The sequence below is a fragment of the Massilia sp. FBCC-B171 genome (assembly GCF_059134155.1).
Map to the genome: position 1 here is coordinate 4837729 of NZ_CP101443.1, position 24534 is coordinate 4862262.

Sequence of the window (24534 nt, forward strand, 5' to 3'; positions counted from 1 at the left end):
CTAGCTTGGCTCGCCTGCCCTGCTGGCTGTTGCGGCCTCGCCTGCCAGCCGTTGGCGCAGGGCCGCCAGCGGCAGCGGCCGCGCAAAGTGGTAGCCCTGCGCCTCGTCGCAGGCGGCCGATTGCAGGAACTGCACCACCTCCGCCGTTTCCACGCCCTCGGCCACCACGGCCAGTTTCAGGGCATGCGCCATGTCGACGAAGGCCTTGACGAAGTCGAATGCGCTGATGCGCTCGTCTTCCTGCAGCACGAAGGAGCGGTCGAGTTTCAGCACGTCGATCGGGAAGGTGCGCAGGTAGGCCAGGCTTGAATAGCCGGTGCCGAAATCGTCGACCGCCAGTTTCACGCCCAGTTCGTGCAGTTCGCGCAGCATCAGTGCGGTGCGCTCGATGTCGGCGATCAGCGCGCTTTCCGTCAGTTCCAGTTCCAGGCAATGCGGCGCGATGCCCGATTCGCGCAAAGCTTGCCGCACCTCGCCGGCAAAGCTCGCATGCGCCAGCTGGCGCGCCGAGACGTTGACCGAGACGCAGATCTCGCGCCCGAATTCGCGCATCAGGCGCTGGGTCTGCATGCAGGCTTCGAACAGCACCCAGCGCCCGATCGGCACGATCAGGCCCGTCTCTTCGGCGATCGGAATGAACTGGGCCGGCGAGACCAGGCCACGCTCGGGATGGTTCCAGCGCAGCAGCGCTTCCACGCCGACCATTTCCATGCTGCGCAGGTTGATGCGCGGCTGGTAGTGCAGTTCGAACTCGCCGCGCGCCAGCGCCGGACGCAAGGACGTTTCCAATGCCATCCGTTCGCGTGTGGCGAAGGCCATCTCCGGCTCGAAGAAGCGGTAGCGGTTGCGCCCGGCCGCCTTGGCGCGGTACATCGCCGTGTCCGCAGCCTGGAACAGCTGCTCCTTGCTCTTGCCGTCCGACGGGTACAGGCTGATCCCGATCGACGCGCCGATGATCACGTCGTGGCCGGCGATCGTGATCGGGGCGGTCAGGACGTCGAGCAGCTTCTCGCCGATGCGCGCGGCCGCATTCTTGCCGTTGGCGCAGTGGGCCGCGATCACGAATTCGTCGCCGCCGAGGCGGGCGATGACGTCGGTCGGGCGGATCACCCGGCGCAGGCGTGCCGCCACTTCGCACAGCAGCACGTCGCCGAACTCGTGGCCGAAGGAATCGTTCACTTCCTTGAAGCGGTCGAGATCGAGGAACATCGTCGCCACCGTCGCATCGGCGGGGCAGGTATCGAACAGGCGCTGCACGCGCTCGCCGAGCAGCGCGCGGTTCGGCAAACCCGTCAGCGTGTCGTGGGTGGCCAGCTCGCGCAGGCGGTTCTGGGTTTCCTCGTGCTCGGTGACGTCGCGGATCAGGGCCTGGAAGTATTCCTTGCCGCCATCTTCGAAGCGCGAGATGTGGACGTCGGCCGGGAAGGTGCTGCCATCCTTGCGCCGCTTGGTGATGCGCAGCAGCTGGGTCTGTCCATCGGCCAGCGCCAGTTCCAGGTCGGGCGTATAGAGGTAGCTGCCGCTGTCGATGTCGGGCACGCGCAGTTGCAGGAACTCGGCCTCGGTATAGCCGAAATTGCTGCAGGCGCGGCCGTTGGCGGCGACGATGCGCAGCTCGCGGTCGGCAATCACGATGCTGTCGGCGGCCTGCTGGAAGAGGCTGCGAAAGCGCTGCTCGCTTTTCATCAGCGCCTGGCTGGCATGGTGCTTGAAAGTGATGTCGTGAAAATACACCGCCAGCCCGTCCTCGCTCGGATAGGCGCGCACCTCGACCCAGGTGCTGGACGGCTCCCAGAAGGTTTCGAAGGCGCAGGCGACGCCGCTTTCCATGGCCTGCTGGTAAAACGCGAGCGCCGGCGACCCGTTCAGGTCGGGCGCGACCTCGAGCAGGTTGCGGCCGATCGCCAGGGTGGCGTCGACGTTGACGAAATTACCGGCCTTGCGATTGGCGTAGGTGACACGCCATGCGCGGTCGACCGCGAAAAAGGCGTCGCCTATGCTCTCGAGCATGATTTGCATCTGTTGCTGCGATTTCGACAGCGCCTCGCGCGCGGCATGCTCTTCGGTCACGTCGCGCGCCGTCGCATACGTCACCTGCGTCAGCGCGCACCAGCGCACCGAGATCGACACCATCACCGCCCGCCCATCCTTGCGCAGCCAGCGGTGCTGCAGATCGCGCCGCACCGATTCGCCGGAGCGCAGCTCGGCGCGCAGGGCCTGGAAGCGTGCCAGTTCTTCCGGCCCCACCAGTTCGCAATAGCGGCGCCCGACCAGCTCTTCGGGCCGGTAACCGAGGATGTCGAAGGTCGCCGCGTTCAGGCGCAGGAAGCGGCCGTCGGCATCGATCAGGGCAATCAGGTCCAGCGAGTTTTCAATCAGGGCGGTGTTTTCCTCGGCCAGCCGCGCCAGGTAGGCCGTGTTTGTCATGTCGTTCAAAATCAGTTCCCATGTACCGCTGCGTCCGCCCGCCGAATGCGGCGAGACACTCAGGTTAACGCACTTGCACACAGAAACTAAATGGCGTTCTAATAACCTATACGAAATATATTTTTCTTTGTAGAAATTTTGAGACGTCTGCTGGTGCTTTTATCTTCATGCCGGCGCCAAGTGTGTTGGCACGCAAGCGGGGGCCGGCGTAGACTGCCCGTTCAGATGGAATGCCGAGAGAGACCGCAAGTGCAAGCCGACAGACGAAGCGTTGAACGACCCAGGATCGCGCTGGCCGCCATCACGCGCGAAAGCGTACGCGCGCTGGTCGAAACCGAAGCCGAGCACCTGCAGAAGGCCGTGACGAACGGACGCAACCGCTACCAGGTGCGGCTCGACCAGCACGACCAGATCGTTGCCTACATGGCCACGCTCAACCCGCTCGACCTCGAACGTTTTTCCACCCTCTACGAACAGGAGGCAGCCGCGGCCCGCGCCGCTGCCCCCAAGCGCGAGGAGTGGCGCCCGCTCAGCGGTCCGCTTGCGGTGCAGGCCGGGCAGTCCGGCGAGATCATGCGCATCGGACCCTGGGCGCTGGCCGCGGCCGGCGTGGTCGCCGCCACGGCGACCTTCATCCTGCGGCGCTAGTGCCGCGCCTGCATGCCTTTCCAGGCGTGCTCACCATGACGGAAGGCAAACCATTCGGCATTCTGGCTGTTGCGTCCTTGCGCCAACCGTTAGTTGCCGGAGGGAAAGTTAATGCGAGCTGAGCTGTCGCCGTGTAGACTGGCTCACTTGTATTTTTTTCCAACATGGCGGGTGAGTTTCTCCCGCTGAGCTATCGGGTTTGCCATGTCGCTTGGCCATTACGAACCAACCCTAGTCGTTGTGTCGATCCTGGTGGCGATCTATGCCTCCTACACCGCCCTGAGCCTGGCCGAACGGGTGCGCCACTCGCATGGCCGCGCCACCTATTGGTGGATGACCGGCGGGGCGTTCGCCATGGGCAGCGGCATCTGGGCCATGCACTTCATCGGCATGCAGGCTTTCCGCCTGCCCTTCCCGGTCGGCTACGATACGGCCATCACCTTCGTTTCCTGGCTGCTGCCGGTGCTGGCCTCGCTGCTGGCGCTGTCTCAGATCAGCCGCCCGGCCCCGCAAGCGAGCCATTTCATCGCCAGCGCGGTGCTGATGGGCATCGGCATCAATGCCATGCACTACACCGGCATGGCGGCGATGCGCATGCGTCCCGGCATCGAATACGACCCGCTGCTGTTTGCCATCTCGGTCCTGATCGCCATCGGCGCTTCGGCCGGCGCCCTGTGGCTGGCCTTCCATTTGCGCCACCGCATGCAGCACGGCAAGCTGGCCCAGCTTGCCGCCGCCGTCGTCATGGGCTTTGCCATCGTCGGCATGCACTACACCGGCATGGAAGCGGCGCATTTTTCGCCAGGCAGCATCTGCCTGGAAGCGAACGTCGGCATCAGCCAGGATTTATTGGCCGGCATGGTGACGGTCACGGCCCTGCTGCTGCTGACGATCGCCACCCTGGTCGCCGTCTACGATTCGCGCCTGGAAGACCGCTCGCGCATCCTGGCAGCGTCGCTGGCCACCTCGGCCGAACGCCAGACCCTTTACTTGCACGAACAAAAAGCGCGGGTCGAAGCCGAGCGCCTGTCGGACATGAAGGACGAATTCCTGTCCACCCTGTCGCATGAACTGCGCACTCCGCTCAACGCAATGCTCGGCTGGGCGCAACTGCTGATGGACGGCGGCAAGGACGACAAGATGCTGCGCCGCGGCCTGCAGACGATCGAGCGCAACGCGCGCGCCCAGTCGCAGCTGATCGAAGACATGCTCGACATGAGCCGCCTGATCGCCGGCAAGGTCCGCATCGAGATCGGCCGCACCTGGCCCTCCGATTTCATCGCCGCCGCCGTGGAAACGGTGCGCCCCACCGCGCTGGCCAGGAACGTGCGCCTGGACATGCTGATCGAAAGTCACGCCGGGCCGCTGGCAGCCGACGCCGGCCGCCTGCAGCAGGTAATGACGAACCTGCTGTCGAACGCGATCAAGTTCACGCCCACTGGCGGCATCGTGCGCGTCAGTTCCAAGCGCGTGAAAGACAGCATCGTGATCGAGGTCAGCGACAACGGGATCGGCATCGAGTCCGCCTTCCTGCCCCATGTCTTCGACCGCTTCCGCCAGGCCGACGCCTCGTCAACGCGGCGCCACGGCGGCCTGGGCCTGGGCCTGTCGATCGCGCAGCAACTGGTCGAACTGCAAGGCGGCCAGCTGACGGCCGCCAGCGCCGGCGAAGGCGAAGGCGCGACCTTCACGCTGACCATGCCGCTCCCAAGCCTCGATTCCGACGCACAGGCCACCCCCGACTGCCTGGTCAAGCCGCACGACCTCGATGCCGTGCGCGCCAGCCGCGGCGCCCTCGCCGGCCTGACGATCCTGGTGGTCGACGACGAACGCGATTCGCTCGACATCGTGCATTACGTGCTGGCCGACATGGCCGCCACCATCGTCTCGGCGTCGACCGCCTACGAGGCGCTGCGCATGATCGACCAGCTCAAGCCCGACCTGATGGTGAGCGACATCGGCATGCCCGGCATGGACGGCATGGAATTGATACGCCGCATACGCGCATCGGGCAACCCGCGCGTCGCCACCGTGCGCGCCCTGGCGCTGACGGCCTTCTCGCGCCGCGAAGACCGCCTGCGTTCGCTCGAGGCGGGCTTCGACGAATACCTTTCCAAGCCGGTAGCGCCCGCGGAACTGGTGCGCGCCGTGCTGACCCTGTGCGACAACCGGCTGCAACGGCCGGTGCCGGTGCCGAAGCGGGTGTAAGTGCCGGCAAGCTCTTAGACAGACGTCAAGCGCCTGTCACATTCATGCGCGAAGATGGTGTCGTTCGCAAGAACACGGCAGCGCTGCTGCCCTACCGGCGCCGGCGGTCGGGAAACATACCGGCACCAGATTCCCTCCTGCAAGCACGCCGGCCGCTTCTCCGGCCGCGTGCGTCGCGCCGCACCACTCCGTACGATATCTAACCGAAGCCTGCCGCGCGGCAGGGTAATGTCGCGAGACACTTGCCCATCTTAGGCATCCTTGTCCTCGGTTTATCTTTTATTGGAGTTTTCATGCAACGACATCAAGCCGCCATGCTGGGCGGAATAATTGCAGGGGTCGTGACCACGGCCGTCATGGTGACCGGCCGCAAGAGCGGCGTGCTGACCAAAACGCTCGACCGCGACGCCGTCGACTGGATCGACAGGATGACGGGTTCACGCGCCATGATCGGCGACACCGGCACCAGCATCGTCGAATTCACGAATCACCTGGGCGCCTCGGCGGCGTTCGGCGCCGCCCTCCCGGCGCTGCGGGATCTTGCGCCTTCCCTGTCTCCGGTCGCACTCGGCACGCTCTACGGCACGGCCCTGTACGCCGTCAACATCGGCGCCATCGCACCGGTCCTCGGGATCACCGAGGGCGAATTCAAGGCCGGTCCGCGCAAGGCCGGCGAGCGCTGGGCGATTCACGTCCTGCAGGCGGTCGTTACCGCACTCGTCGCCGAGCGCCTGACCACGCCTGCCTGGAAGCGTTGAGCGCCCAGCCGGCGGCCTCGCTCAGTCGAACTTGGAGAAGTCCGGCTTGCGCTTCTGGAAGAAGGCCGTAAACGCTTCCTTCGCTTCGGCGCCGACCAGCATCGCGCCGAACTGCTTGTTCTCTACGCCCATGGTCTCGGCGACGATGGCGGCACGCGGGCGGCGCATCAGGGCCTTGGTGGCGCGGATCGAGGCGGCCGGCAGGGCCACCAGCTTGACGGCCTGGCCCTGCGCGAACGCAAGCAATTCCGCGGCCGGCAGCACGCGTGCCACGATGCCCATCTCGAAGGCTTCCTGCGCACTGAACGCTTCGCCCAGCATCAGCTTTTCGGCGGCGCGGGTGTAGCCGGCGCTTTGCGCGACCAGCAGCGAGGAAGCGAATTCCGGACACAGGCCGAGCTGCGTAAACGGCATCGAGAACTTGGCGTTGTCGGCGGCATAGACCAGGTCGCAGTGCATCAGCATCGTGGTGCCGATGCCGACCGCGGCGCCGGCCACTGCGGCGACGACCGGCTTGGTGCAGCTTTCCAGCGCTTTCATGAACTGGAAGACAGGACGGTCTTCGGTCATGGCGCCGTCGCCGGCGTTGTTCAGGAAATCGTCGAGGTCGTTACCGGCGGTGAAGATTTCGGGCTTGCCGGTGATGAGGACGGCGCGCACTTGCGCGTCTTGTTCGGCGTCCAGCAGGGCCTCGGCCATCGTCGAATACATGGCGCCGGTGATGGCGTTCTTGCGTTCGAGGCGGTTGAATTCGATGGTGAGGATGCCGTTTTCTTTGTTGGTCTGGATCGTCATGTCAGGTCTCCGGGTGTTTGGGGGCACGAAAGACCGCGTGGGCACGGAGTGCCCACCCTACGATGTGCGAACGCCGTAGGGCGGGCACTCCGTGCCCACGCGGTGATACGTGCAGGCCGCATCAACGCAGAGGCTGACACGGCCACGATCAAAAATTAAACGCGCTCGATGATACCAGCCGCGCCCATGCCGGCGCCGACGCACATCGTCACCATGCCGTACTTCAGGTTATTGCGGCGCAGTGCGTGCACGACGGTCGCGGCGCGGATCGCACCGGTGGCGCCCAGCGGGTGGCCGAGGGCAATCGCGCCGCCCATCGGGTTGACCTTGCTGGTGTCCAGGCCCAGGTCGCGGATCACGGCCAGCGCCTGCGCGGCAAACGCTTCGTTCAGCTCGATCCAGTCCAGCTGGTCCTGGGTGATGCCGGCGGCGGCCAGGGCTGCGGGAATCGCGAACTTCGGACCGATGCCCATGATCTCCGGCGGCACGCCGCGCACGGCGAACGACGAGAACTTGGCCAGCGGAGTCAGGTTGTGCTCGCGCAGGATTTTCTCGCTGACGACGATCAGGGCGCCGGCGCCGTCCGACATCTGCGACGAGGTCGCAGCGGTGACGGTGCCCTTGGCGGCGAAGACAGGCTTCAATTTCGCCATGCCTTCCATGCTGGCGTCGGCGCGCGGGCCTTCGTCGGCATCGACCGTGCGGCGCTTGACCGAGATTTCGCCGGTGGCCAGGTTCGGCGTGCGGGTGGTGATCTCGACCGGGGTGATCTCGTCCTTGAAATAGCCGGCCTGCTGGGCGGCAATCGCCCGGCGGTGCGATTCCAGGCCAAAGGCGTCCTGGTCTTCGCGCGAGACTTTCCACTGCTGGGCGACCTTTTCAGCGGTCAGGCCCATGCCGTAGGCCAGGCCCACGTTCTCGTCCTTGAACGTATCCATGTTGATCGATGGATGGTGGCCCATCATCGGCACCATCGACATCGATTCGACGCCGCCGGCGATCATCACGTCGGCTTCGCCGACGCGGATGCGGTCCGCCGCCATGGCCAGGGCGGTGATGCCCGAAGCGCAGTAGCGGTTGACGGTCACGCCGCCGACGGTGTTCGGCAGGCCGGCCAGCACCACCGAATTACGGGCGATGTTGAAGCCCTGCTCGGCTTCCGGGAAGGAGCAGCCGATGATGGCGTCGATGATCAGTGCCGGGTCGAGGTTCGGCACGGCGGCCATCGCACCGCGGATCGCGGCGACCAGCAGGTCGTCCGGGCGGGTCGTCTTGAACATGCCGCGCGGCGCCTTGCCGATTGGGGTGCGGGTTGCTGCGACGATGTATGCGTCTTGAAGTTGTTTGCTCATGTCAGTCGTCCTTGATTAGTTCCGCACCGGCTTACCGGTCTGCATCATGCCCATGATCCGCTCTTGCGTCTTCGGGTTGTTCAGCAGTTCGATGAAAGCTTTACGTTCCATGTCGAGCAGCCACTGCTCGGACACCACGCTGCCCTGGTCGACGTCGCCGCCGGTCACGATCTCGGCGATCATGTCGCCCAGCTTGTAGTCGTGGGCCGAGATGAAGCCGCCGTCGCGCATGTTGACCAGCTGGCCGCGGATCGTCGCCCAGCCGTAGCGGCCAGTGACGGTCACAGGGCGCTGCAGCGGTGCGCGGTAGCCGGCGTCGAACATCGCGCGCGCCTGGACTTTCGCCACGTGCAGCAGTTCATACGTGTTGAAGACGATGATGTCGTCTTCCTTCAGGTAGCCCATCGCCTTCGCTTCGAGTGCCGACTTCGACACTTGAGCGGTGGCCGCGTTGGTGAAACCGGTCTTCAGGAATTGCAGGATGTCGTTGCCCTTGGCTTCGGTGAAAGCGCGCACTGCCGCTTCCTTCAGGCCGCCGCCGGCCGGCACCAGGCCGACGCCGACTTCCACCAGGCCGATGTAGGACTCGATCGAAGCGACACGCTTGGATGCATGCAGGGCCATCTCGCAGCCGCCGCCCAGCGCCAGGCCGGCAACAGCGGCGACGACTGGCACGTTCGAGTACTTCATCTGCATGAAGCAGTCCTGCAGTTCCTTGACGATCGGGTCCATCGCCTTCGCGCCGCCGGCCATGAAGGCTGGCAGGGCCGATTGCAGGTCGGCGCCGGCCGAGAAGGCGCCGCCTTCGGTGGCATCCGCATTCCAGATCACCAGGCCTTTGAAATTCTTGCCGGCTTCTTCCAGGCCGCGTTTCAGGCCTTTGATGACGCCGTCGCCGATGACGTGCATCTTGGTCTTCAGCGAGATGACGAGGACTTCGTCGTCGGAGTGCCACAGGCGGACCGACTCGTCCTCGAACACGGTGGTACCAAACGTTTTGGCATCAATGCCGCCGGCGCCCAGCACCGGTGCACGGAAGGCCTGGCGCTCGTAGACGGCCAGGGTCGAACGTGGAACATAGCTGTTCGAGGAAGCCGAGTACGAACCTTCAGGCGTGTGCACGCCCTTCTCCGCAACCTGGCCATCGAAGACCCATGCTGGCAGCGGGGTGTTGGTCAGTGCCTTGCCGGCGTCGATGTCTTCCTTGACCCATTGTGCGATCTGGGTCCAGCCTGCGGCTTGCCAGGTCTCGAACGGGCCAACGCTCCAGCCGAAGCCCCAGCGCATGGCGAAATCGATGTCGCGCGCGTTGTCGGCGATGGTGTCGAGGTGCACGGCGATGTAGTGGAAGGCGTCGCGGTAGATCGCCCACAGGAACTGCGCCTGTGGGTTGGTCGATTCGCGCAGGGCCTTGAACTTCTTGACCGGATCCTTTTCTTTCAGGATGCGTGCGACGATGTCGGCCGCTTTCGCGCCGCCCGCCACGTACTCGCCGGTGGCGAAATCGAGGCGCTGGATGTCCTTGCCGACCTTTTTATAGAAGCCGCCGCCGGATTTCTGGCCCAGGGCGCCCTTCTCGATCAGCTTCGCCAGGACGTCAGGCGTCTTGTACAGGGCGAAGAACGGGTCGTCCTGCAGGGTGTCCTGCATGGTCTTGATGACGTGGCCCATCGTGTCCAGGCCGACGACGTCGGCGGTACGGAAGGTACCCGACTTGGCGCGGCCCAGCTTGGCGCCGGTCAGGTCGTCGACCACGTCCACCGACAGGCCGAATTTTTCGGCTTCGTGGATGGTGGCCAGCATGCCGAAGATACCGACGCGGTTGGCGATGAAGTTCGGGGTGTCCTTGGCGCGCACGACGCCCTTGCCCAGCACCGAGGTCAGGAAGGTCTCGAGCTGGTCGAGGATTTCAGGACGGGTGCCCGCGGTCGGGATCAGTTCGACCAGGTGCATGTAGCGCGGCGGGTTGAAGAAGTGGACGCCGCAGAAGCGCGCCTTCAGTTCGTCGTCAAAGCCTTCGGCCAGCTTGTTGATCGACAGGCCCGAGGTGTTGGACGCGAAGATCGCGTTCGGTGCAATGTGCGGCGCGACCTTCTTGTACAGGTCGTGCTTCCAGTCCATGCGCTCAGCGATCGCTTCGATGATCAGGTCGCAGCCAGCCAGCACGTCGAGGTTGTCTTCGTAGTTGGCGATCTCGATCAGCGACGCGTCATCCTTGTTGCCCAGCGGGGCCGGCGACAGCTTCTTCAGGTTCTCGATGGCGCGCAGGACGATGCCGTTCTTCGGGCCTTCCTTTGCCGGCAAATCGAACAGCACGACAGGCACCTTGGCGTTGACGCAGTGCGCAGCGATCTGCGCGCCCATCACGCCTGCGCCCAGCACGGCGACTTTCTTGACGGTGAAATTGGTCATGGTTTTATCCTTGCGTTCTTAGAACAGGTCGGCGTCGAGCGCCATCAGGTTGGCGGAACCCGAGCGTGCCTGGCGGATCAGCATCGCGGTTTCCGGGTACAGGCGGGCAAAATAGAAGCGTGCCGTGGCCAGCTTCGATTCGTAGAACTTGTCTTCCGAATCCTTCTTGGCCAGGGCGATCTTTGCCATCTGCGCGAAGAAGTACGAGAACACCAGGTGACCGACGACGCGCAGGTAAGGCACGGCGGCAGCGCCGACTTCATCCTGGTTGGTGAAGGCCTTCATGCCGATTTCCATGGTCAGCTTGCCGACCTTGTCACCCAGTTCGCCCAGCGGGGTCACGAATTCGGACATCGACTCATCGAGACCGTTCTCTTCGACGAAGGCTTTGATCTTCTCGCCGAAGGCGCGCAGCTTGGCTCCGTTGTCCATCAAGATCTTGCGGCCCAGCAGATCGAGCGACTGGATCGTGTTGGTGCCTTCGTAGATCATGTTGATGCGCGCGTCGCGCACGTACTGCTCCATGCCCCACTCGCTGATGTAGCCGTGGCCGCCGTAGACCTGCATCGCTTCCGAGGTCGCGATCCAGCCGTTGTCGGTGATGAAGGCTTTCACGATCGGGGTCAACAGCGTGATTTCGCCGTTGGCTTCCTTGCGCACTTCTTCGTCAGGGTGGTTCAGTTCGCGGTCGATCTGCAGCGCGATGTAGGAGGTCAGGGCCCGCGCGCCTTCGGCATAGGCTTTGGCGGTCAGCAGCATCCGGCGCACGTCCGGGTGCACGATGATCGGATCGGCTGGCTTGTCCGGTGCTTTCACGCCCGACAGTGAACGCATCTGGATGCGGTCCTTTGCGTAAACCAGCGCGTTCTGGTAAGCCACTTCGGTCAGACCCAGCGACTGCATGCCCACGCCCAGGCGGGCGGCGTTCATGAACACGAACATCGCGTTCAGGCCTTTATGGGGCTGGCCGATCAGGGTGCCGACGGCGCCGTCCAGGTTCATCTGGCAGGTCGAATTGCCGTGGATGCCCATCTTTTCTTCGATGGCGCCGCAGAAGATCGGGTTGCGCTCGCCGATCGAACCATCCGCGTTCGGCAGGAACTTCGGCACCAGGAACAGCGAGATGCCTTTCGAGCCTTCCGGTGCGTCCGGCAGGCGCGCCAGCACCAGGTGGATGATGTTTTCGGAAACGTCGTGCTCGCCGGCCGAGATGAAGATCTTCGAGCCGGTAATCTTGTAGGTGCCGTCGCCCTGCGGCTCGGCCTTCGAGCGCAGCAGGCCCAGATCGGTGCCGCAATGCGCTTCGGTCAGGCACATGGTGCCGGTCCACTCGCCCGACACCAGCTTCGGCAGGTAGAACTTCTTCTGCTCGTCGGTGCCGTGTTCCTTCAGGCATTCGTAGGCGCCGTGCGACAGGCCCGGGTACATGGTCCAGGCCTGGTTGGACGAGTTCAGCATTTCGTAGAACGAGTTGTTCAGCGAAACAGGCAGGCCCTGGCCGCCGTATTCCGGATCGCAGGCCAGCGCTGCCCAGCCGCCTTCGACATACTGTTTATACGCTTCCTTGAAACCCTTCGGCGTCGTCACGGTCTTGGTGGCGGCATCGTAATGGCAGCCTTCGCGGTCGCCCGAGTGGTTCAGCGGGAACAGCACTTCCTGGGTGAATTTCGCGCCCTCTTCCAGCACCTGGTTGATGATGTCGGCGTCGATTTCCTGATAGGCAGGCAGGTTCTTGAACTCTTCGGTGACGTTGAGGAACTCGTGCAGCACAAACTGCATATCCCGGATTGGCGCGACGTACTGACCCATGGTTTTCTCCTGACGAAGGTAAGATGTATTTTGAAACTGAAGAGCTGGCGTGAGGCCTGCTTTGTTAATTGCTTTGAACGGGATTGCGGTAATTCTCGATCAGCCGCGCGAAGCCGCGGTTGGCGCGGTCGATCGCGCCGGGGACGCGCAGGAAACGCGCATCGTGGTGCAGGGCCAGGATCAGCCCGTACATCTCGTAGACCAGCTGCTGCGGGTCGGTGCCCTCTTGCAGCGCGCCGCAGTCGACGCTCTGCTGCACGGCGCGCAACAGCGCACCTTGCCAGGCACGCACCATCGACACCAGCGATTCGCGAATCGGGCCTGGCCGGTCATCGTACTCCACCGCGCCGCTGATATAGATGCAGCCCGACGCGATTTCGACCGATACCCGCTTGACCCAGCGCGCAAACATCGACTCCAGGCGCGGCAAGCCGCGTTGCTCTTTCACGCTGGGGAAAAACACTTCCTGCTCGAAACGGTGGTGGTAAAGCTTGAGCACTTCCATCTGCAAATCTTCGCGCGAGCCGAAGTGGGCGAAGACGCCCGATTTGCTCATGTTCATGCGATCCGCCAGCAAGCCGATGGTCAGGCCTTCGAGGCCATTACGGCTGGCCAGCTCGAGCGCAACGTCGAGAATCGCCGCCCGCGTCTGCTCGCCCTTGCGCATGAATTTTGCTGAAGTGTTGATACGTTTCCCCTGCGTGAATCGAAAAATCCGAACGAGCGTACTATTATCTATCGGGCGGTGAATGTCAAACGGGAACTTAGAGGTGCGATTCTATTGTGGGAATGGGGGGTGGCGCTGCTGCGCAGAGGTCGGTTGAACGCGTGGGCGGGAGACCCGCCCACCCTACGTTGGCTCGCGGAACGATATCGGTAATCGGAGGGCCGTAGGGTGGGCGGCTATACCTTGGGGGGCGCATCCACGCGCCGTGTGCGCCGCCCACGCGTTCAACCAGCCCCAGCTAAGCCGCGACAAACTACCCCGCCGCCTTCGAAATCGCCCGCCGGTCCCGCTTGGTCGGCCGCCCCTTGATCGTACTGCCCGGCTCGGGAAACAACCTGCGCGCCTCCGAATCGTTCTCGCGCTTCTCGATGCTCTCCTGCGTCTCGCTGTACAAGGCACGCGCAATCGGCGCCGCCCCGCGTTTGTCCGAAATGCCGAGCACCACCACTTCCCAGCGGTCCGAGCCGTTATCGATCACGATCCGGTCGTCGAGTTTCACGGCGCGCGCCGGCTTGACCGGTTCGCCGCCGATGCGCACCCGCCCACGCTCGACGGCGTCGGCCGCCAGCGAACGTGTCTTGAAAAAGCGCGCCGCCCACAGCCACTTGTCGATGCGTACGTTCTCCATGTGTTGCTCTTCCTTATGCGTAACCAATTGCAAAAATGCGCATGGCCAGTTTATACAGAAGGTAAGCCATTTCATAGCGCATCCGGCGTACCCATCCCATGCCCTCGAACTCCTCCATGTGCACGATTTCGCCATCGTCGATCCCGCGCTCGATGTGGGCGCGCACTGCGCGCGCAAACTCGGCGTTGCGCACGACAATATTGGCTTCCTGGTTCAGGAACAGCGACAGGCCATCGCAATTGCTCGAGCCCACCGTCGCCCAGTCGTCGTCGACCACGGCGATCTTCGCGTGCAGCTGGGTCTTGCGGTATTCGACGACCTTGATGCCCGCAGCCAGCAGCTTCGGGTAGAAGGAGCGGGCCACCGCATCCTGCATGCGAAATTCCCCGACCCCGATCAGGAGCGTGACCGACACGCCGCGCCGCGCGGCCTGCGCCAGGGCTTCGCGGAACTTGCGGCCCGGGGCGAAATAGGGATTGGCCAGCAGCACGCTTTTCCGGGCCTGGCCGATGGCCTGCAGGTAGGCGCGCTGGATGGTTCTGCGGTTGCGCAGGTTGTCGCGCACGACAAAGGCGGCGCGCATGGGGCGCGCGCCTTCGGTCGGCGGGCTGCGCCGCGTTTCGCGGTAGAGCTCGATGCGGCTGAACAGGTCGAGGCGTCCGGCGCGCATCCATTGCGCCTTGGCCTCGAAGTGGATCTGCGCCACCAGCGGACCCTGCACGCGCACGGCGAAATCCCAGCGCGGCGCGGGCAAGGGCCGGTGCGGCTCGTAGTCGCACAGCATGTCGTCGTTGATGTTGATGCCGCCGACAAACGCCGTTTCGCCGTCGACGACCGTGATCTTGCGGTGGGTGCGGGCGATGCCGCGCTTGAACCAGGGATTGAAGACGCGGTAGTGCACGCCGGCCACGGCGAAGGCTTCGGCACGGCGGCAGCAGGCGCGGTGGCCGGTGCCGAACCAGTCGACCAGCACGCGCACCTTCAGGCCGCGCCCGGCGGCGCGGATCAGCGCCTCTTCGATGCCGCGCGCGACTTCGTCTTCGGCAAAGATATAGGTTTCGAACAGGATGTCGCTCTTGGCCGCATCGATGGCTTCGATCATTGCCGGGAACAGCTGTTGCCCGGATTCAAGCAGGGTGACGTCGTTGTTCGCTACATAAGTAACGCTGCGCATCGCTCAGGCCAGCTGCAATTCAGCGACGATGGGCGCGTGGTCGGACAGCTTGGCCCATATCGGGCCGGCCATCACCTGGGCATTATCGATCTTGAAACCGCGCACATAGATGCGGTCGAGGCGGAACCACGGCAGCGCGGCGGGAAAGGTACGTGCCGGCGCCAGGCGCGGCTGGCGGCCGGCCCAGCCGCGCACCATGTCGCCCAGGGCCGATTTCGGTCCCAGCTCATCGAATACCTCGACTACACCCAGCGCATTGCGCAGGCGGTCGCTGAGCGTATTGCGCCAGTCGTTGAAGTCGCCGGCGATGATCACCGGTTCGCCGTTGGGCGCAGACTTGTTGACCGCCTCGATCAGCTGCTCGGTCTGGCGCCCGCGCCCGCCTTCGAACAGGCCCAGGTGCACGACATAGCAATGCACCTTGCCGGCTGCCGTCTCGAGCACGCAGTGCAGGATGCCGCGCTGCTCGTAAGCATGGTCGGAGACATCATGGTTATGGCTGTTTTCGATAGGAAAACAGCTGAGCAAGGCATTGCCGTGGTGGCCGTGGTCGTAGATCGCGTTCATGCCATAGGCCGAATGCGAGTGGTGCGACTCACCGGCGAAGTACTCGTACTGGGTGGCTTCCGGCCAGATGCGGGTGGCGTGCTTGTGCTGCCCGTAACGAGCGTGATGGCGATCATGGCGTCCCTGCACTTCTTGCAGGAAAACGATATCGGCGTGGAACTCGGCAATCGCCTTCTTAAGCGCCAGCACCCGGGGGGTACTGCGCAATGAGGTGACACCTTTATGGATATTGTAGGTTGCGACACGAATCTTCATGGGAACATTCTAACCCCATCAGTCCGTGTTCATTTTTATAAGCTTTCCCAATCGTGCGGCACGGGGTGCGGCCTCTGGGAGCTGCTACCCCGCTGGCAGCTTATTCAAACGCGGGGGCTGCTTCCCAGTGCTGGCGCAACGCGGCATTGCGGGGCGACGCCAGGTTCTCAGCCTCGGACAAGGGAACGGAAACCAGGCGCGGCCCGGCCAGGCGCAGGCCGCAGAGCAGATCGATATAAAAACAATCATCGTCAACGCTTACTGCTTTCACTTTTTCCTCGTGCTTCGGTTCGAATTGTTCCATATTTTTTTCTCCCAGAATCCTTGGTTGGACGTGTTGCAGTTCACAAACTCGCTCGACGCGAACCGCTGAAGATAGGCGAGTGGTTTCTGATTGTCAAACGCCGTTTCTATTGTGCGCCAGCTAACATAGCAAATTTCCTTAGGTAATTTTTCCTCAGGCAACTTGTTTCAAGTTGTAACAGATATTGTTGCCGTAGATAATTTGTTGACCCTAAGCGGCTATTTGTATCAATTTGTATGCATATTAGCCGAGGTTTCCCGACAGTCTGACGAACTTTCGTTGAGTCATTTATCACTATTGGTGGCTTTTTGCGGACTTTTGTTCTCGATAGAAATCATTTGTACGTATGGATGAAGCTGGCTTGTAGGACAAACGGCGGGAATATGTTGTATTCACGCCTACAAACAAATTCTTCTTGACCTATCGATTATTTCGAATTAGGCGTGTCAAAGCCGAGTCAAGACCATATATCTGTTGCACCCAAGAAAAAATTTCGCACCTTCAGATCTTAAGGTGCGGCAACGGAATTTCCATTAATTAATACCTGCACCGCTCTTTGGAAGAAGCGGGAGTTCCCGTCTATAAGGTATTTCTCATCTGCGCCTGCGTCACGTTACTGCCCGGCTCCACGCTTTGCGTGAGCCAGACATTGCCGCCGATCGTGGACCCGGCCCCGACCGTGATGCGTCCCAAAATGGTGGCGCCGGCATAGATGACGACGTCGTCCTCGACGATCGGATGGCGCGGCGCGCCTTTGACCAGCGCACCCTTGTCGTCGGTCGGGAAGCGCCGTGCGCCGAGCGTGACGGCCTGGTACAGGCGCACATGGCGGCCGATGATCGTGGTTTCTCCGATCACGACCCCGGTACCGTGGTCGATGAAGAAGCTGGCGCCGATCTGCGCGGCCGGGTGGATGTCGATGCCGGTCAGCGTATGGGCAATGTCCGCGGCCAGGCGCGCCAGGAAAGGCGCGCCGAGGCGGTGCAGGCAGTGCGCCAGGCGGTGATACAGCACGGCGATCGTGCCCGGATAGCAGAGCATGATTTCGGCCACCGAGCTGGCGGCCGGGTCGCCGGCCAGCGCCGCCTGCACGTCCGACACCAGCAGGCCGCGAATTTCCGGCAGGCTGGCGGCGAACTTGCGCGTGATGAGGCGCGCACGCCCGGCCAGCTCGGGCTCGGCGATGTTCTCCAGCTCCGGATTGAAGCGCAGCGCACGCCTTACCTGCTCGACCAGGCGATCCAGCGCGACGTTCAGGGTATCGCCGACGAAATAGTCGATGCTCTCGTCGTTCAGGTCCGGGCGCCCGTAATGCGTGGGAAACAGCGCCGCACAGATCCCCTCGATCACCTGGCGCAGCACTTCGCGCGACGGCAGCTCGCGTACGCGCCCCTGGTGGCGGATGTTGTGGGTCGACTCGCGCGAGGTGCGCAGCGCGTCGATGATGGGGCCGAGGTGCCAATGGCTGGAGCCGGCCTGCTCCGTGTCGTAGTTGTCCATTTGACCAGACTACTCCAAGCGACGGGGAAAGCGAACGATTTAAATCACACTTCCTTATATCGGACTGACGCTGCCAGCCGGCATGGCCGGCATGGCCTGCCTGGCAGCCAATTGGGCATGGCTGCAGCCTCTGTGCAATTTAACGCGTTCTTAACGCGCCGTTAACACCACAACCATGCATATCCGTTTAGCATAGCCTTCCGGCGTTGTCCGCTGACAGCAGTGCCCTGGCCTCGGAAAAACGGTGCCGGGCAGCTCGTCCCCCCCCCCAGCAATCCAGGTATTTTTAAACGGTATATATGGTCGTTAGCGCATCCGGCATCAGCATCACATTCCAATCCTGTGCGACCCGCCTCGCACGCCTCACACGCTGGGCCGGGCCCTATGCCGGAATCCTGCAGATGCTGCTGATCGGACTCGTTCTCCTGTCCCTGTCGCGCATCGGCCTTGTCATCTGGCAGTGGGAGCGGGTACAGGTGACCGGCATGGCGGTTCCGATGTTCGTCCAGGGCCTGCGCGCCGACCTGATTCTGCTGGGCTATTTCGTCGCAATTCCGCTTCTGATCGCCCCCCTCGTTGCGCACCAGCGCTCCGCCGCATTCTGGAAAAGCGCGGGCGTGCTCTGGGGCACCTTTGCCCTGATCTTCATTCTCTTTATGGAAATGTCGTCGCCGCAATTCATTGCGCAGTACGACATCCGTCCGAACCGCCTCTTCATCGAATATCTGTCGTACCCGCGCGAAGTGTTCGCCACCCTGTGGAATGGCTTTCGTACCGCGTTGATTGTTGGTGTCGGGTTGACTGTCCTGCTCGGCACGGCGATTTTTCAGCTGCTGGGCCGCGCGTCGGACCATATGCGCATGTGGCGCAGCCGGAAGCTGCTGCTGGTCTGGCCCTTGTGCTGCCTGGCTGTGTTCATGCAGATACGCTCGACGACAGGACACCGCCCCGCCAACCCGGCCATGTTCGCCCTCTCGAGCGACGCGATGGTCAATTCCCTGGTCATCAACTCGGGATGGTCGGTACTTTCCGCCATGAACTCGATGCGCAATGAGGCGGTTTCATCCGAAATCTACGGCAGCATTCCGCGCGCACAGGTCATCTCGGAAGTGACATCGGCGCCCTGGCTGCGCGGCGCCCGCTTCGACACGCCGAGCCTGCCGACCCTGCACCGGCAGCAAGCCGCGGTCGCGCGCGCACGGCCGCTCAACCTGGTGATTGTCCTGCAGGAAAGCCTGGGGGCGACTTTCGTGGAATCGCTCGGCGGCCTGCCGGTCACGCCCGAACTCGAAAAGCTCAAGCACGAGGGATGGTGGTTCGAGCAGCTGTATGCCACCGGCACCCGTTCGGTGCGCGGCATCGAGGCGGTCGTCGCCGGCTACGCGCCGACGCCGGCACGCAGCGTCGTCAAGCTGTCGCTGGCCCAGCAAAATTTCTACACGCTGGCGGCGGGTCTGGGCCAGCAGGGCTACAACACGGAATTCGTGTATGGCGGGGAAGCGCACTTCGACAATATGCGCAGCTTCTTTACCGGGAACGGCTTCCAGAAAATCGTCGACAGTGCCGACATGCGGCCCGTCTTCACGGGGAGCTGGGGGGCGTCGGACGAAGACTTGTTCGACAAGTCGCTGGAACGCCTCTCTGCCCTGCATGCCGAGAAGAAGCCCTTCTTCAGCCTGATTTTCACCTCGTCGAATCACGAACCCTTCGAATTCCCGGACGGGAAAATCAAGCTTCACGACCCGGCCAAGCAGACGGTGAACAACGCAGTCAAATACGCCGATTTCGCCTTGGGAAAATTCATTCGTGAAGCGAAGAAGCAGGACTACTGGAAAGACACGGTCTTCCTGATCGTGGCCGACCACGACAACCGGGTGTACGGCAACAGCCTGGTGCCGATCAAGAAATTCCATATCCCCGGCTTGATCCTGGGCGCCGACATCCAGCCCAAGCGCATCAGCACCATCGCCAGCCAGATCGATCTCGCCCCGACCCTGCTGTCGCTGCTGGGCGTCTCGAGCGAGCATCCCATGATCGGCCGTGACTTTGCCCAGGACAGCACGACGCCTGGCCGCGCCTTGATGCAGTTCGATAATTATTTCGCCTGGCTCGAAGGCAACTCGGCCACCATCCTGCGCCCGGGGCAAGCACCGCTGCAGGCGAACTACAACGCCGCAACTGGCGTGCTCGATGAAAAGGCAGGCATCCCGAGTCCCGAGCGCGTGTCGAAGGCAATGGCGCATGTGATGCTGCCGTCGCTGCTCTACCGCGAGCAGCGCTACAAGTTGCAGCAGTAAGGGCAGCAAAGCTGGGGTCAGGTCTGACATTCGGACACGAGCTCAACCGTTCGTTCAAACTTGGCTGCAGCCAAATGGTGACAGCGTTCCAGAATTCACAGGTTGATGGATTACGGCCGAGGCCGTGTCCGAATGTCAGACCTGACCCCAGCTGTCTACCTGCCGCGGCAGCTGTAACACCGCCTCCGCGTTCGACGACGAAAAGCAGCGGTCCGCCGCTTCCAATAATGGCAGCCATGCATATTGCAAGTGCTCGCGCGGACTCAGGGTAATGGAAATATCGCGCCGCACGCACACCGAAAACACGTGTTCGGTGTTGTGCGTGACGCCAGGCGCGTAGCGATGCCGCCAGGTCGGATAGATTTCGTAGATATTCGACAGTCCCCAGTCATGCAGGCGAATCTCGACGCCGTCAGCCACGATCCCCGTCTCCTCGAACAACTCGCGCCGCGCGGTCTCCAGCAGCGGTTCATCGGGTGCATCGAGCGAGCCGGTCACCGATTGCCAGAACCCCGGCCGATCCGCACGCTCGATCAGCAGCACATCCAGCTCCACCGTGTGAATGACAACGAGAACCGACTCAGGAATCTTGTGCACGCTAGGCTTCTCCGAAACAAATAAAAAGGGCCGGAGCATCGTCGACGACGACACTCCGGCCCCTATTCTACCCAGCCATGCAGCTGAGTGCTTAGCCTACCTTCGGCTCGTTACGCAGGCGGATATGCAGTTCTTTCAACTGCTTCTCGTCCACTTCCGACGGCGCATTGGTCAGCAAATCCTGCGCGCGCTGGGTTTTCGGGAAGGCGATCACGTCGCGGATCGATTCCGAACCCGTCATCAGCGTGACCAGGCGGTCCAGGCCGAAGGCCAGGCCACCGTGCGGCGGCGCGCCGTATTGCAGGGCGTCGAGCAGGAAGCCGAATTTCAGCTGCGCTTCTTCGGCGTCGATCTTCAGGGCGCGGAACACTTTGCTCTGCACTTCTTCGCGGTGGATACGGATCGAGCCGCCACCCATTTCCCAGCCGTTCAGGACCATGTCGTAGGCCTTGGCGACGCAGGCGCCTGGATTGGTTTCCAGCATGTCTTCATGGCCGTCTTTCGGGGCCGTGAACGGGTGGTGGGTCGCGGTCCAGCGGTTCGCTTCTTCGTCGTGCTCGAACATCGGGAAGTCGATCACCCACAACGGCGCCCAGGTCTCTTCGAACAGGCCGGCCTTCTTGCCGAATTCCGAGTGGCCGATTTTCACGCGCAGCGCGCCGATGGCGTCGTTGACAACCTTGGCCTTGTCGGCGCCGAAGAAGATCAGGTCGCCATCCTGCGCGCCCGTCAGTTCCAGGATCTGCGCCAGGACCTCATCCGAGATGTTTTTCACGATCGGCGACTGCAGGCCTTCGCGGCCCTTGGCCTTCTCGTTGACCTTGATGTAGGCCAGGCCCTTGGCGCCGTAGATCGCGACGAACTGGGTGTAGGCGTCGATTTCCGAACGCGGCATCGAACCACCCTGCGGCACGCGCAGGCCGACCACACGGCCGCCAGTCATGTTGGCGGCGCTGTTGAAGACCTTGAACTCGACCGACTTCATCAGCTCGGTCAGTTCGGTGAACTCGAGTTTGACGCGCATGTCCGGCTTGTCCGAACCGTACATGCCCATGGCGGTCGCAAAATCCATCACCGGGAACGGGTTCGGCAGGTCGATCTCGGCGGCGTTCTTGAAGACGACGCGCATCATGTCTTCGAACAGGTCACGGATTTCCTGTTCGGTCAGGAAGGACGTTTCGCAGTCGATCTGCGTGAATTCCGGCTGGCGGTCGGCGCGCAGGTCTTCGTCGCGGAAGCACTTGGTGATCTGGTAGTAGCGGTCGAAGTTCGACACCATCAGGAGCTGCTTGAACAGCTGCGGCGACTGCGGCAGCGCGAAGAAATTGCCCGGGTTGACGCGCGACGGCACCAGGTAGTCGCGTGCGCCTTCCGGGGTCGACTTGGTCAGCATCGGGGTTTCGATGTCGATGAAGCCCAGGTTGTCGAGGTATTTGCGCACTTCCATCGTGACTTTGTAGCGCAGGCGCAGGTTGCGCTGCATCTGGCCGCGGCGCAGGTCGAGAACGCGGTGCGTCAGGCGCGTCGTTTCCGACAGGTTGTCGTCGTCCAGCTGGAAAGGCACCGGCACCGACGGGTTCAGCACTTCGACCGAGGTCGCGTTCAGTTCGATCTTGCCCGACTTCAGGTTGGTGTTGACCGTGCCTTCCAGGCGGTTGGTGACGGTGCCGGTGATGCGCAGGCAGTACTCGTTACGCACGTGCTCGGCGGCCTTGAACACATCGGCGTTATCCGGATGGCAGACGACCTGCACCAGGCCTTCGCGGTCGCGCAGGTCGATGAAGATGACCCCGCCGTGGTCGCGGCGGCGATGTACCCAGCCGCACAGGCTGACGGTTTGGCCCAGCAGTTCTTCGGTGACGAGGCCGCAGTAATGAGTACGCATGGAGGACATATTTTCTCTATTCCAGGTTGGTATATCGGGTTGCACCGCCCGCGGGCGGCCTTGATGCATGCTTGTATTGTAGTTATTCCGGGGCGACGACGCCCATCGAAACGATGTATTTGAGCGCCGCGTCGACCGACATGTCCAGCTCGACGACCTTGCTGCGTTCCATCATCAGGAAAAAGCCCGAGGTCGGGTTCGGCGTCGTCGGCACGTAGACGCTGACGTAGTCGCCGACCAGATGGTTCTTCACGTCGCCGCCGGGAGTGCCGGTCAGGAAAGCGATGGTGTACGAATCGGCATGCGGATACGGAATCAGCACCGCCTGGCGGAAGGCATTGCCGGACGACGAAAACAGGGTGTCGGACACCTGCTTGACGCTGCCGTAGAGCGAGCTGACGACCGGCACGCGCTTCAACAGCCGCTCGCCCAGGCGCACCACGTAGTTGCCGACCAGGTTGTTCGTCAGCAGGCCCGTAATGAAGACGATGGCAATCGTCAGGATCGCGCCGATCCCGGGAATGTCGAAGCCGAACAGGGTCTTCGGCTGCCAGCGGTAGGGAACGAACATCAGCGACTGGTCGAGCGTGCCGATGACCATGCTCAGCACCCAGGCCGTGATGGCCAGGGGCACGAGGATCAACAAGCCAGTCAGGAAATATTTGCGCATCAAACTCTCATTGTTCTTATTGCTGCGGCCCAGGGACCGCAGGGAGGCATCAGGATGCGCTCGTGTCGCTCTTCGGCGCCGGGGCAGGCGCCGCGGCTGCCGGCGTGCTACTTTCGGCAGTCGTGCTCGGCGCGGCCGGGGCGGCGCCGGCGCCATCGGCTGCCGTCGTCGACGGCGCGGTGCCGGTCGGCGGCGTCTTGCCGCCACGGAAGTCGGTCACATACCAGCCGGAACCCTTGAGCTGGAAACCGGCTGCGGTGATCTGCTTCTTGAACGCGGGTTTGCCGCAGGACAGGCAGGTCGTCAAAACCGGGTCGGAAATTTTTTGCAGTACATCTTTGGTAAAACCGCATTCATCGCAGCGGTAAGCGTAAATCGGCATTGTGATACTCCGCAAAAATCTTCAAAACCCTGAATTATAAAGGTTTTAGCGGGCTCTGACGGATTGATGCCATGCCGGGCCAGACAGGCGATTGCTCACGAAAGCAGCAAGGCGATGAACTGTTGTTTTTATTCAGCATTTCTGAGCGTTTCATTTGCCGAAAATCAACTCACCTGTTTAAATAGCATCTTCGACAGCGCATGCTGCCGCGGTGAAAGCCAGCGGGACTAGGTCTAAGAAACAGAAGTTGGCGCGATGTCTCATCGCCGCATGGCCGTACAAGAATGCTGCAGTTAAAAGCCCGCGAATGCGGGCTTTTTTTTGCCTGGCGAATGCGGGGCATGCATTTTCCGGGAACGGCGTACAGACCTGTAGGGTGGGCGGCTATACTCTAAGGCAAGCGGTTCGGCAGCATTTGCGCCGCCCACGCGTTCAACCGGCGGAGGAGTCGTTGCGAGGGTTCATATTGTGGCTGAACGCGTGGGCGGCACCCAGGCCATCGTGACGCATACACCCGGGTGCAGCCGCCCACCCTACGGGTCTGTGCGTCGCTCCCACACCATCCAGCGCTCCAGTCCGGCGAACACCGGGAGCGAGTCGGCGACCTCCCCTTCTTCGACCAGCGCAAAGTGTGGGGTCAGCAAGGCTTCCAACGCGCCGCGCGCGATGCCGAAGGGTGGACCTTTCGGCGAGACCCCAAAAAAGAAGAACCCGGCGAGCAAGCCGCCCGGCGCCAGCAATTGCGCCCAGCGCGCCGCAACCTGCGGCCACATGGCGGGCGGCATGGCGCACAGGAAAGCACGCTCGTAGATCAGGTCAAGCTCCTCGGACGGCTGCCAGGTGAAAAAGTCGGCCTCCACCACGCGCGGCGCCCACTGCCCTAGCTGCGCACGCGCGCGGCTGACCGCGGCGGGAGAAAAATCGATCGCCGTGGCATCCCAGCCGGCCTCCATCATGCAGGCCAGTTCGTAGCCATTGCCGCAGCCGGGAATCAGGACCGTGCGCGGCGCGGGATCGCGCGCGATAAAATCGCGCAGCCCCTGCGGCACGCCCTTCAAATCCCAGGGCGTGAAGTCGCGCTCGAACCGTTCGTCCCAGAAGGCCGGTGCAAGCGGGTCGCGAAAGGCGAATTCAGGCAT

The 24534-nt window shown here is 62.9% G+C and carries 20 protein-coding genes; 4 read left to right on the forward strand and 16 right to left on the reverse strand.

All coding sequences use genetic code 11. From position 1 onward, the window contains the following. Positions 1 to 2427, reverse strand: coding sequence for a sensor domain-containing protein (locus NMB41_RS21990; protein WP_494382887.1), 2427 nt, complete (start codon positions 2425 to 2427; stop codon positions 1 to 3). A gap of 249 nt (positions 2428 to 2676) precedes the next feature. On the opposite strand from NMB41_RS21990, the gene NMB41_RS21995 reads away from it, so the two are divergent. The 3 genes from NMB41_RS21995 (at position 2677) to NMB41_RS22005 (ending at position 6041) form a co-directional block, all read left to right on the forward strand. After that, positions 2677 to 3075, forward strand: coding sequence for a hypothetical protein (locus NMB41_RS21995; RefSeq protein WP_494379903.1), 399 nt, complete (start codon positions 2677 to 2679; stop codon positions 3073 to 3075). A gap of 204 nt (positions 3076 to 3279) precedes the next feature. Further along, positions 3280 to 5283: an MHYT domain-containing protein gene (locus NMB41_RS22000; protein WP_494379904.1), complete on the forward strand. Its 2004-nt coding sequence runs from the start codon at positions 3280 to 3282 to the stop codon at positions 5281 to 5283. Between the two features lie 293 nt (positions 5284 to 5576). Continuing rightward, positions 5577 to 6041 carry a hypothetical protein gene (locus NMB41_RS22005; RefSeq protein WP_494379905.1) on the forward strand — a complete coding sequence of 155 codons (465 nt, stop codon included), beginning with the start codon at positions 5577 to 5579 and terminating at the stop codon, positions 6039 to 6041. Positions 6042 to 6062: 21 nt separating this feature from the next. Here NMB41_RS22005 and NMB41_RS22010 read toward each other — a convergent pair whose 3' ends face one another. The 10 genes from NMB41_RS22010 to epsC all read right to left on the reverse strand — a co-directional run bounded on the left by NMB41_RS22010 (position 6063) and on the right by epsC (position 17564). Further along, positions 6063 to 6836, reverse strand: a complete 774-nt coding sequence (locus NMB41_RS22010) for an enoyl-CoA hydratase (protein ID WP_494379906.1) — start codon at positions 6834 to 6836, stop codon at positions 6063 to 6065. 155 nt (positions 6837 to 6991) lie between these two features. Continuing rightward, complete coding sequence (locus NMB41_RS22015; RefSeq protein WP_494379907.1) at positions 6992 to 8188, reverse strand: acetyl-CoA C-acyltransferase; 1197 nt, start codon at positions 8186 to 8188, stop codon at positions 6992 to 6994. Positions 8189 to 8203: 15 nt separating this feature from the next. Then, complete coding sequence (locus tag NMB41_RS22020; protein ID WP_494379908.1) at positions 8204 to 10600, reverse strand: 3-hydroxyacyl-CoA dehydrogenase/enoyl-CoA hydratase family protein; 2397 nt, start codon at positions 10598 to 10600, stop codon at positions 8204 to 8206. Between the two features lie 18 nt (positions 10601 to 10618). Next, on the reverse strand, positions 10619 to 12409 hold the full coding sequence (locus NMB41_RS22025) for an acyl-CoA dehydrogenase C-terminal domain-containing protein (protein ID WP_494379909.1): 1791 nt from the start codon (positions 12407 to 12409) through the stop codon (positions 10619 to 10621). A gap of 64 nt (positions 12410 to 12473) precedes the next feature. Next, the gene (locus NMB41_RS22030) at positions 12474 to 13076 is read right to left on the reverse strand and encodes a TetR/AcrR family transcriptional regulator (RefSeq protein WP_494379910.1); all 603 of its coding nucleotides are present in this window, start codon (positions 13074 to 13076) and stop codon (positions 12474 to 12476) included. Between the two features lie 313 nt (positions 13077 to 13389). Further along, positions 13390 to 13764 (reverse strand): RNA-binding S4 domain-containing protein, encoded by a 375-nt coding sequence (locus NMB41_RS22035; protein WP_494379911.1) that lies wholly within the window; start codon positions 13762 to 13764, stop codon positions 13390 to 13392. Positions 13765 to 13777: 13 nt separating this feature from the next. Continuing rightward, complete coding sequence (gene clsB / locus NMB41_RS22040) at positions 13778 to 14938, reverse strand: cardiolipin synthase ClsB (RefSeq protein WP_494379912.1); 1161 nt, start codon at positions 14936 to 14938, stop codon at positions 13778 to 13780. Positions 14939 to 14941: 3 nt separating this feature from the next. Further along, entirely contained in the window at positions 14942 to 15760 is an 819-nt protein-coding gene (locus NMB41_RS22045) for an endonuclease/exonuclease/phosphatase family protein (protein WP_494379913.1), read from the reverse strand. Between the two features lie 100 nt (positions 15761 to 15860). Beyond that, positions 15861 to 16064 (reverse strand): hypothetical protein, encoded by a 204-nt coding sequence (locus NMB41_RS22050; RefSeq protein WP_494379914.1) that lies wholly within the window; start codon positions 16062 to 16064, stop codon positions 15861 to 15863. Between the two features lie 579 nt (positions 16065 to 16643). After that, on the reverse strand, positions 16644 to 17564 hold the full coding sequence (epsC, locus tag NMB41_RS22055; RefSeq protein ID WP_494379915.1) for a serine O-acetyltransferase EpsC: 921 nt from the start codon (positions 17562 to 17564) through the stop codon (positions 16644 to 16646). Between the two features lie 401 nt (positions 17565 to 17965). On the opposite strand from epsC, the gene NMB41_RS22060 reads away from it, so the two are divergent. Then, positions 17966 to 19861 carry an LTA synthase family protein gene (locus NMB41_RS22060; RefSeq protein WP_494379916.1) on the forward strand — a complete coding sequence of 632 codons (1896 nt, stop codon included), beginning with the start codon at positions 17966 to 17968 and terminating at the stop codon, positions 19859 to 19861. A 135-nt stretch (positions 19862 to 19996) separates the two neighbouring features. On the opposite strand, the gene nudB is transcribed toward NMB41_RS22060, so the two are convergent. The 5 genes from nudB to NMB41_RS22085 form a co-directional block, all read right to left on the reverse strand. Next, entirely contained in the window at positions 19997 to 20497 is a 501-nt protein-coding gene (gene nudB / locus NMB41_RS22065; protein ID WP_494382888.1) for a dihydroneopterin triphosphate diphosphatase, read from the reverse strand. Positions 20498 to 20549: 52 nt separating this feature from the next. Continuing rightward, positions 20550 to 22343: an aspartate--tRNA ligase gene (gene aspS / locus NMB41_RS22070; protein WP_494379917.1), complete on the reverse strand. Its 1794-nt coding sequence runs from the start codon at positions 22341 to 22343 to the stop codon at positions 20550 to 20552. Positions 22344 to 22425: 82 nt separating this feature from the next. Next, positions 22426 to 23013 carry a DUF502 domain-containing protein gene (locus NMB41_RS22075; RefSeq protein WP_494379918.1) on the reverse strand — a complete coding sequence of 196 codons (588 nt, stop codon included), beginning with the start codon at positions 23011 to 23013 and terminating at the stop codon, positions 22426 to 22428. A 49-nt stretch (positions 23014 to 23062) separates the two neighbouring features. Then, positions 23063 to 23395, reverse strand: coding sequence for an FmdB family zinc ribbon protein (locus NMB41_RS22080; protein WP_494379919.1), 333 nt, complete (start codon positions 23393 to 23395; stop codon positions 23063 to 23065). A gap of 533 nt (positions 23396 to 23928) precedes the next feature. Then, positions 23929 to 24534 carry a methyltransferase domain-containing protein gene (locus NMB41_RS22085; RefSeq protein WP_494379920.1) on the reverse strand — a complete coding sequence of 202 codons (606 nt, stop codon included), beginning with the start codon at positions 24532 to 24534 and terminating at the stop codon, positions 23929 to 23931.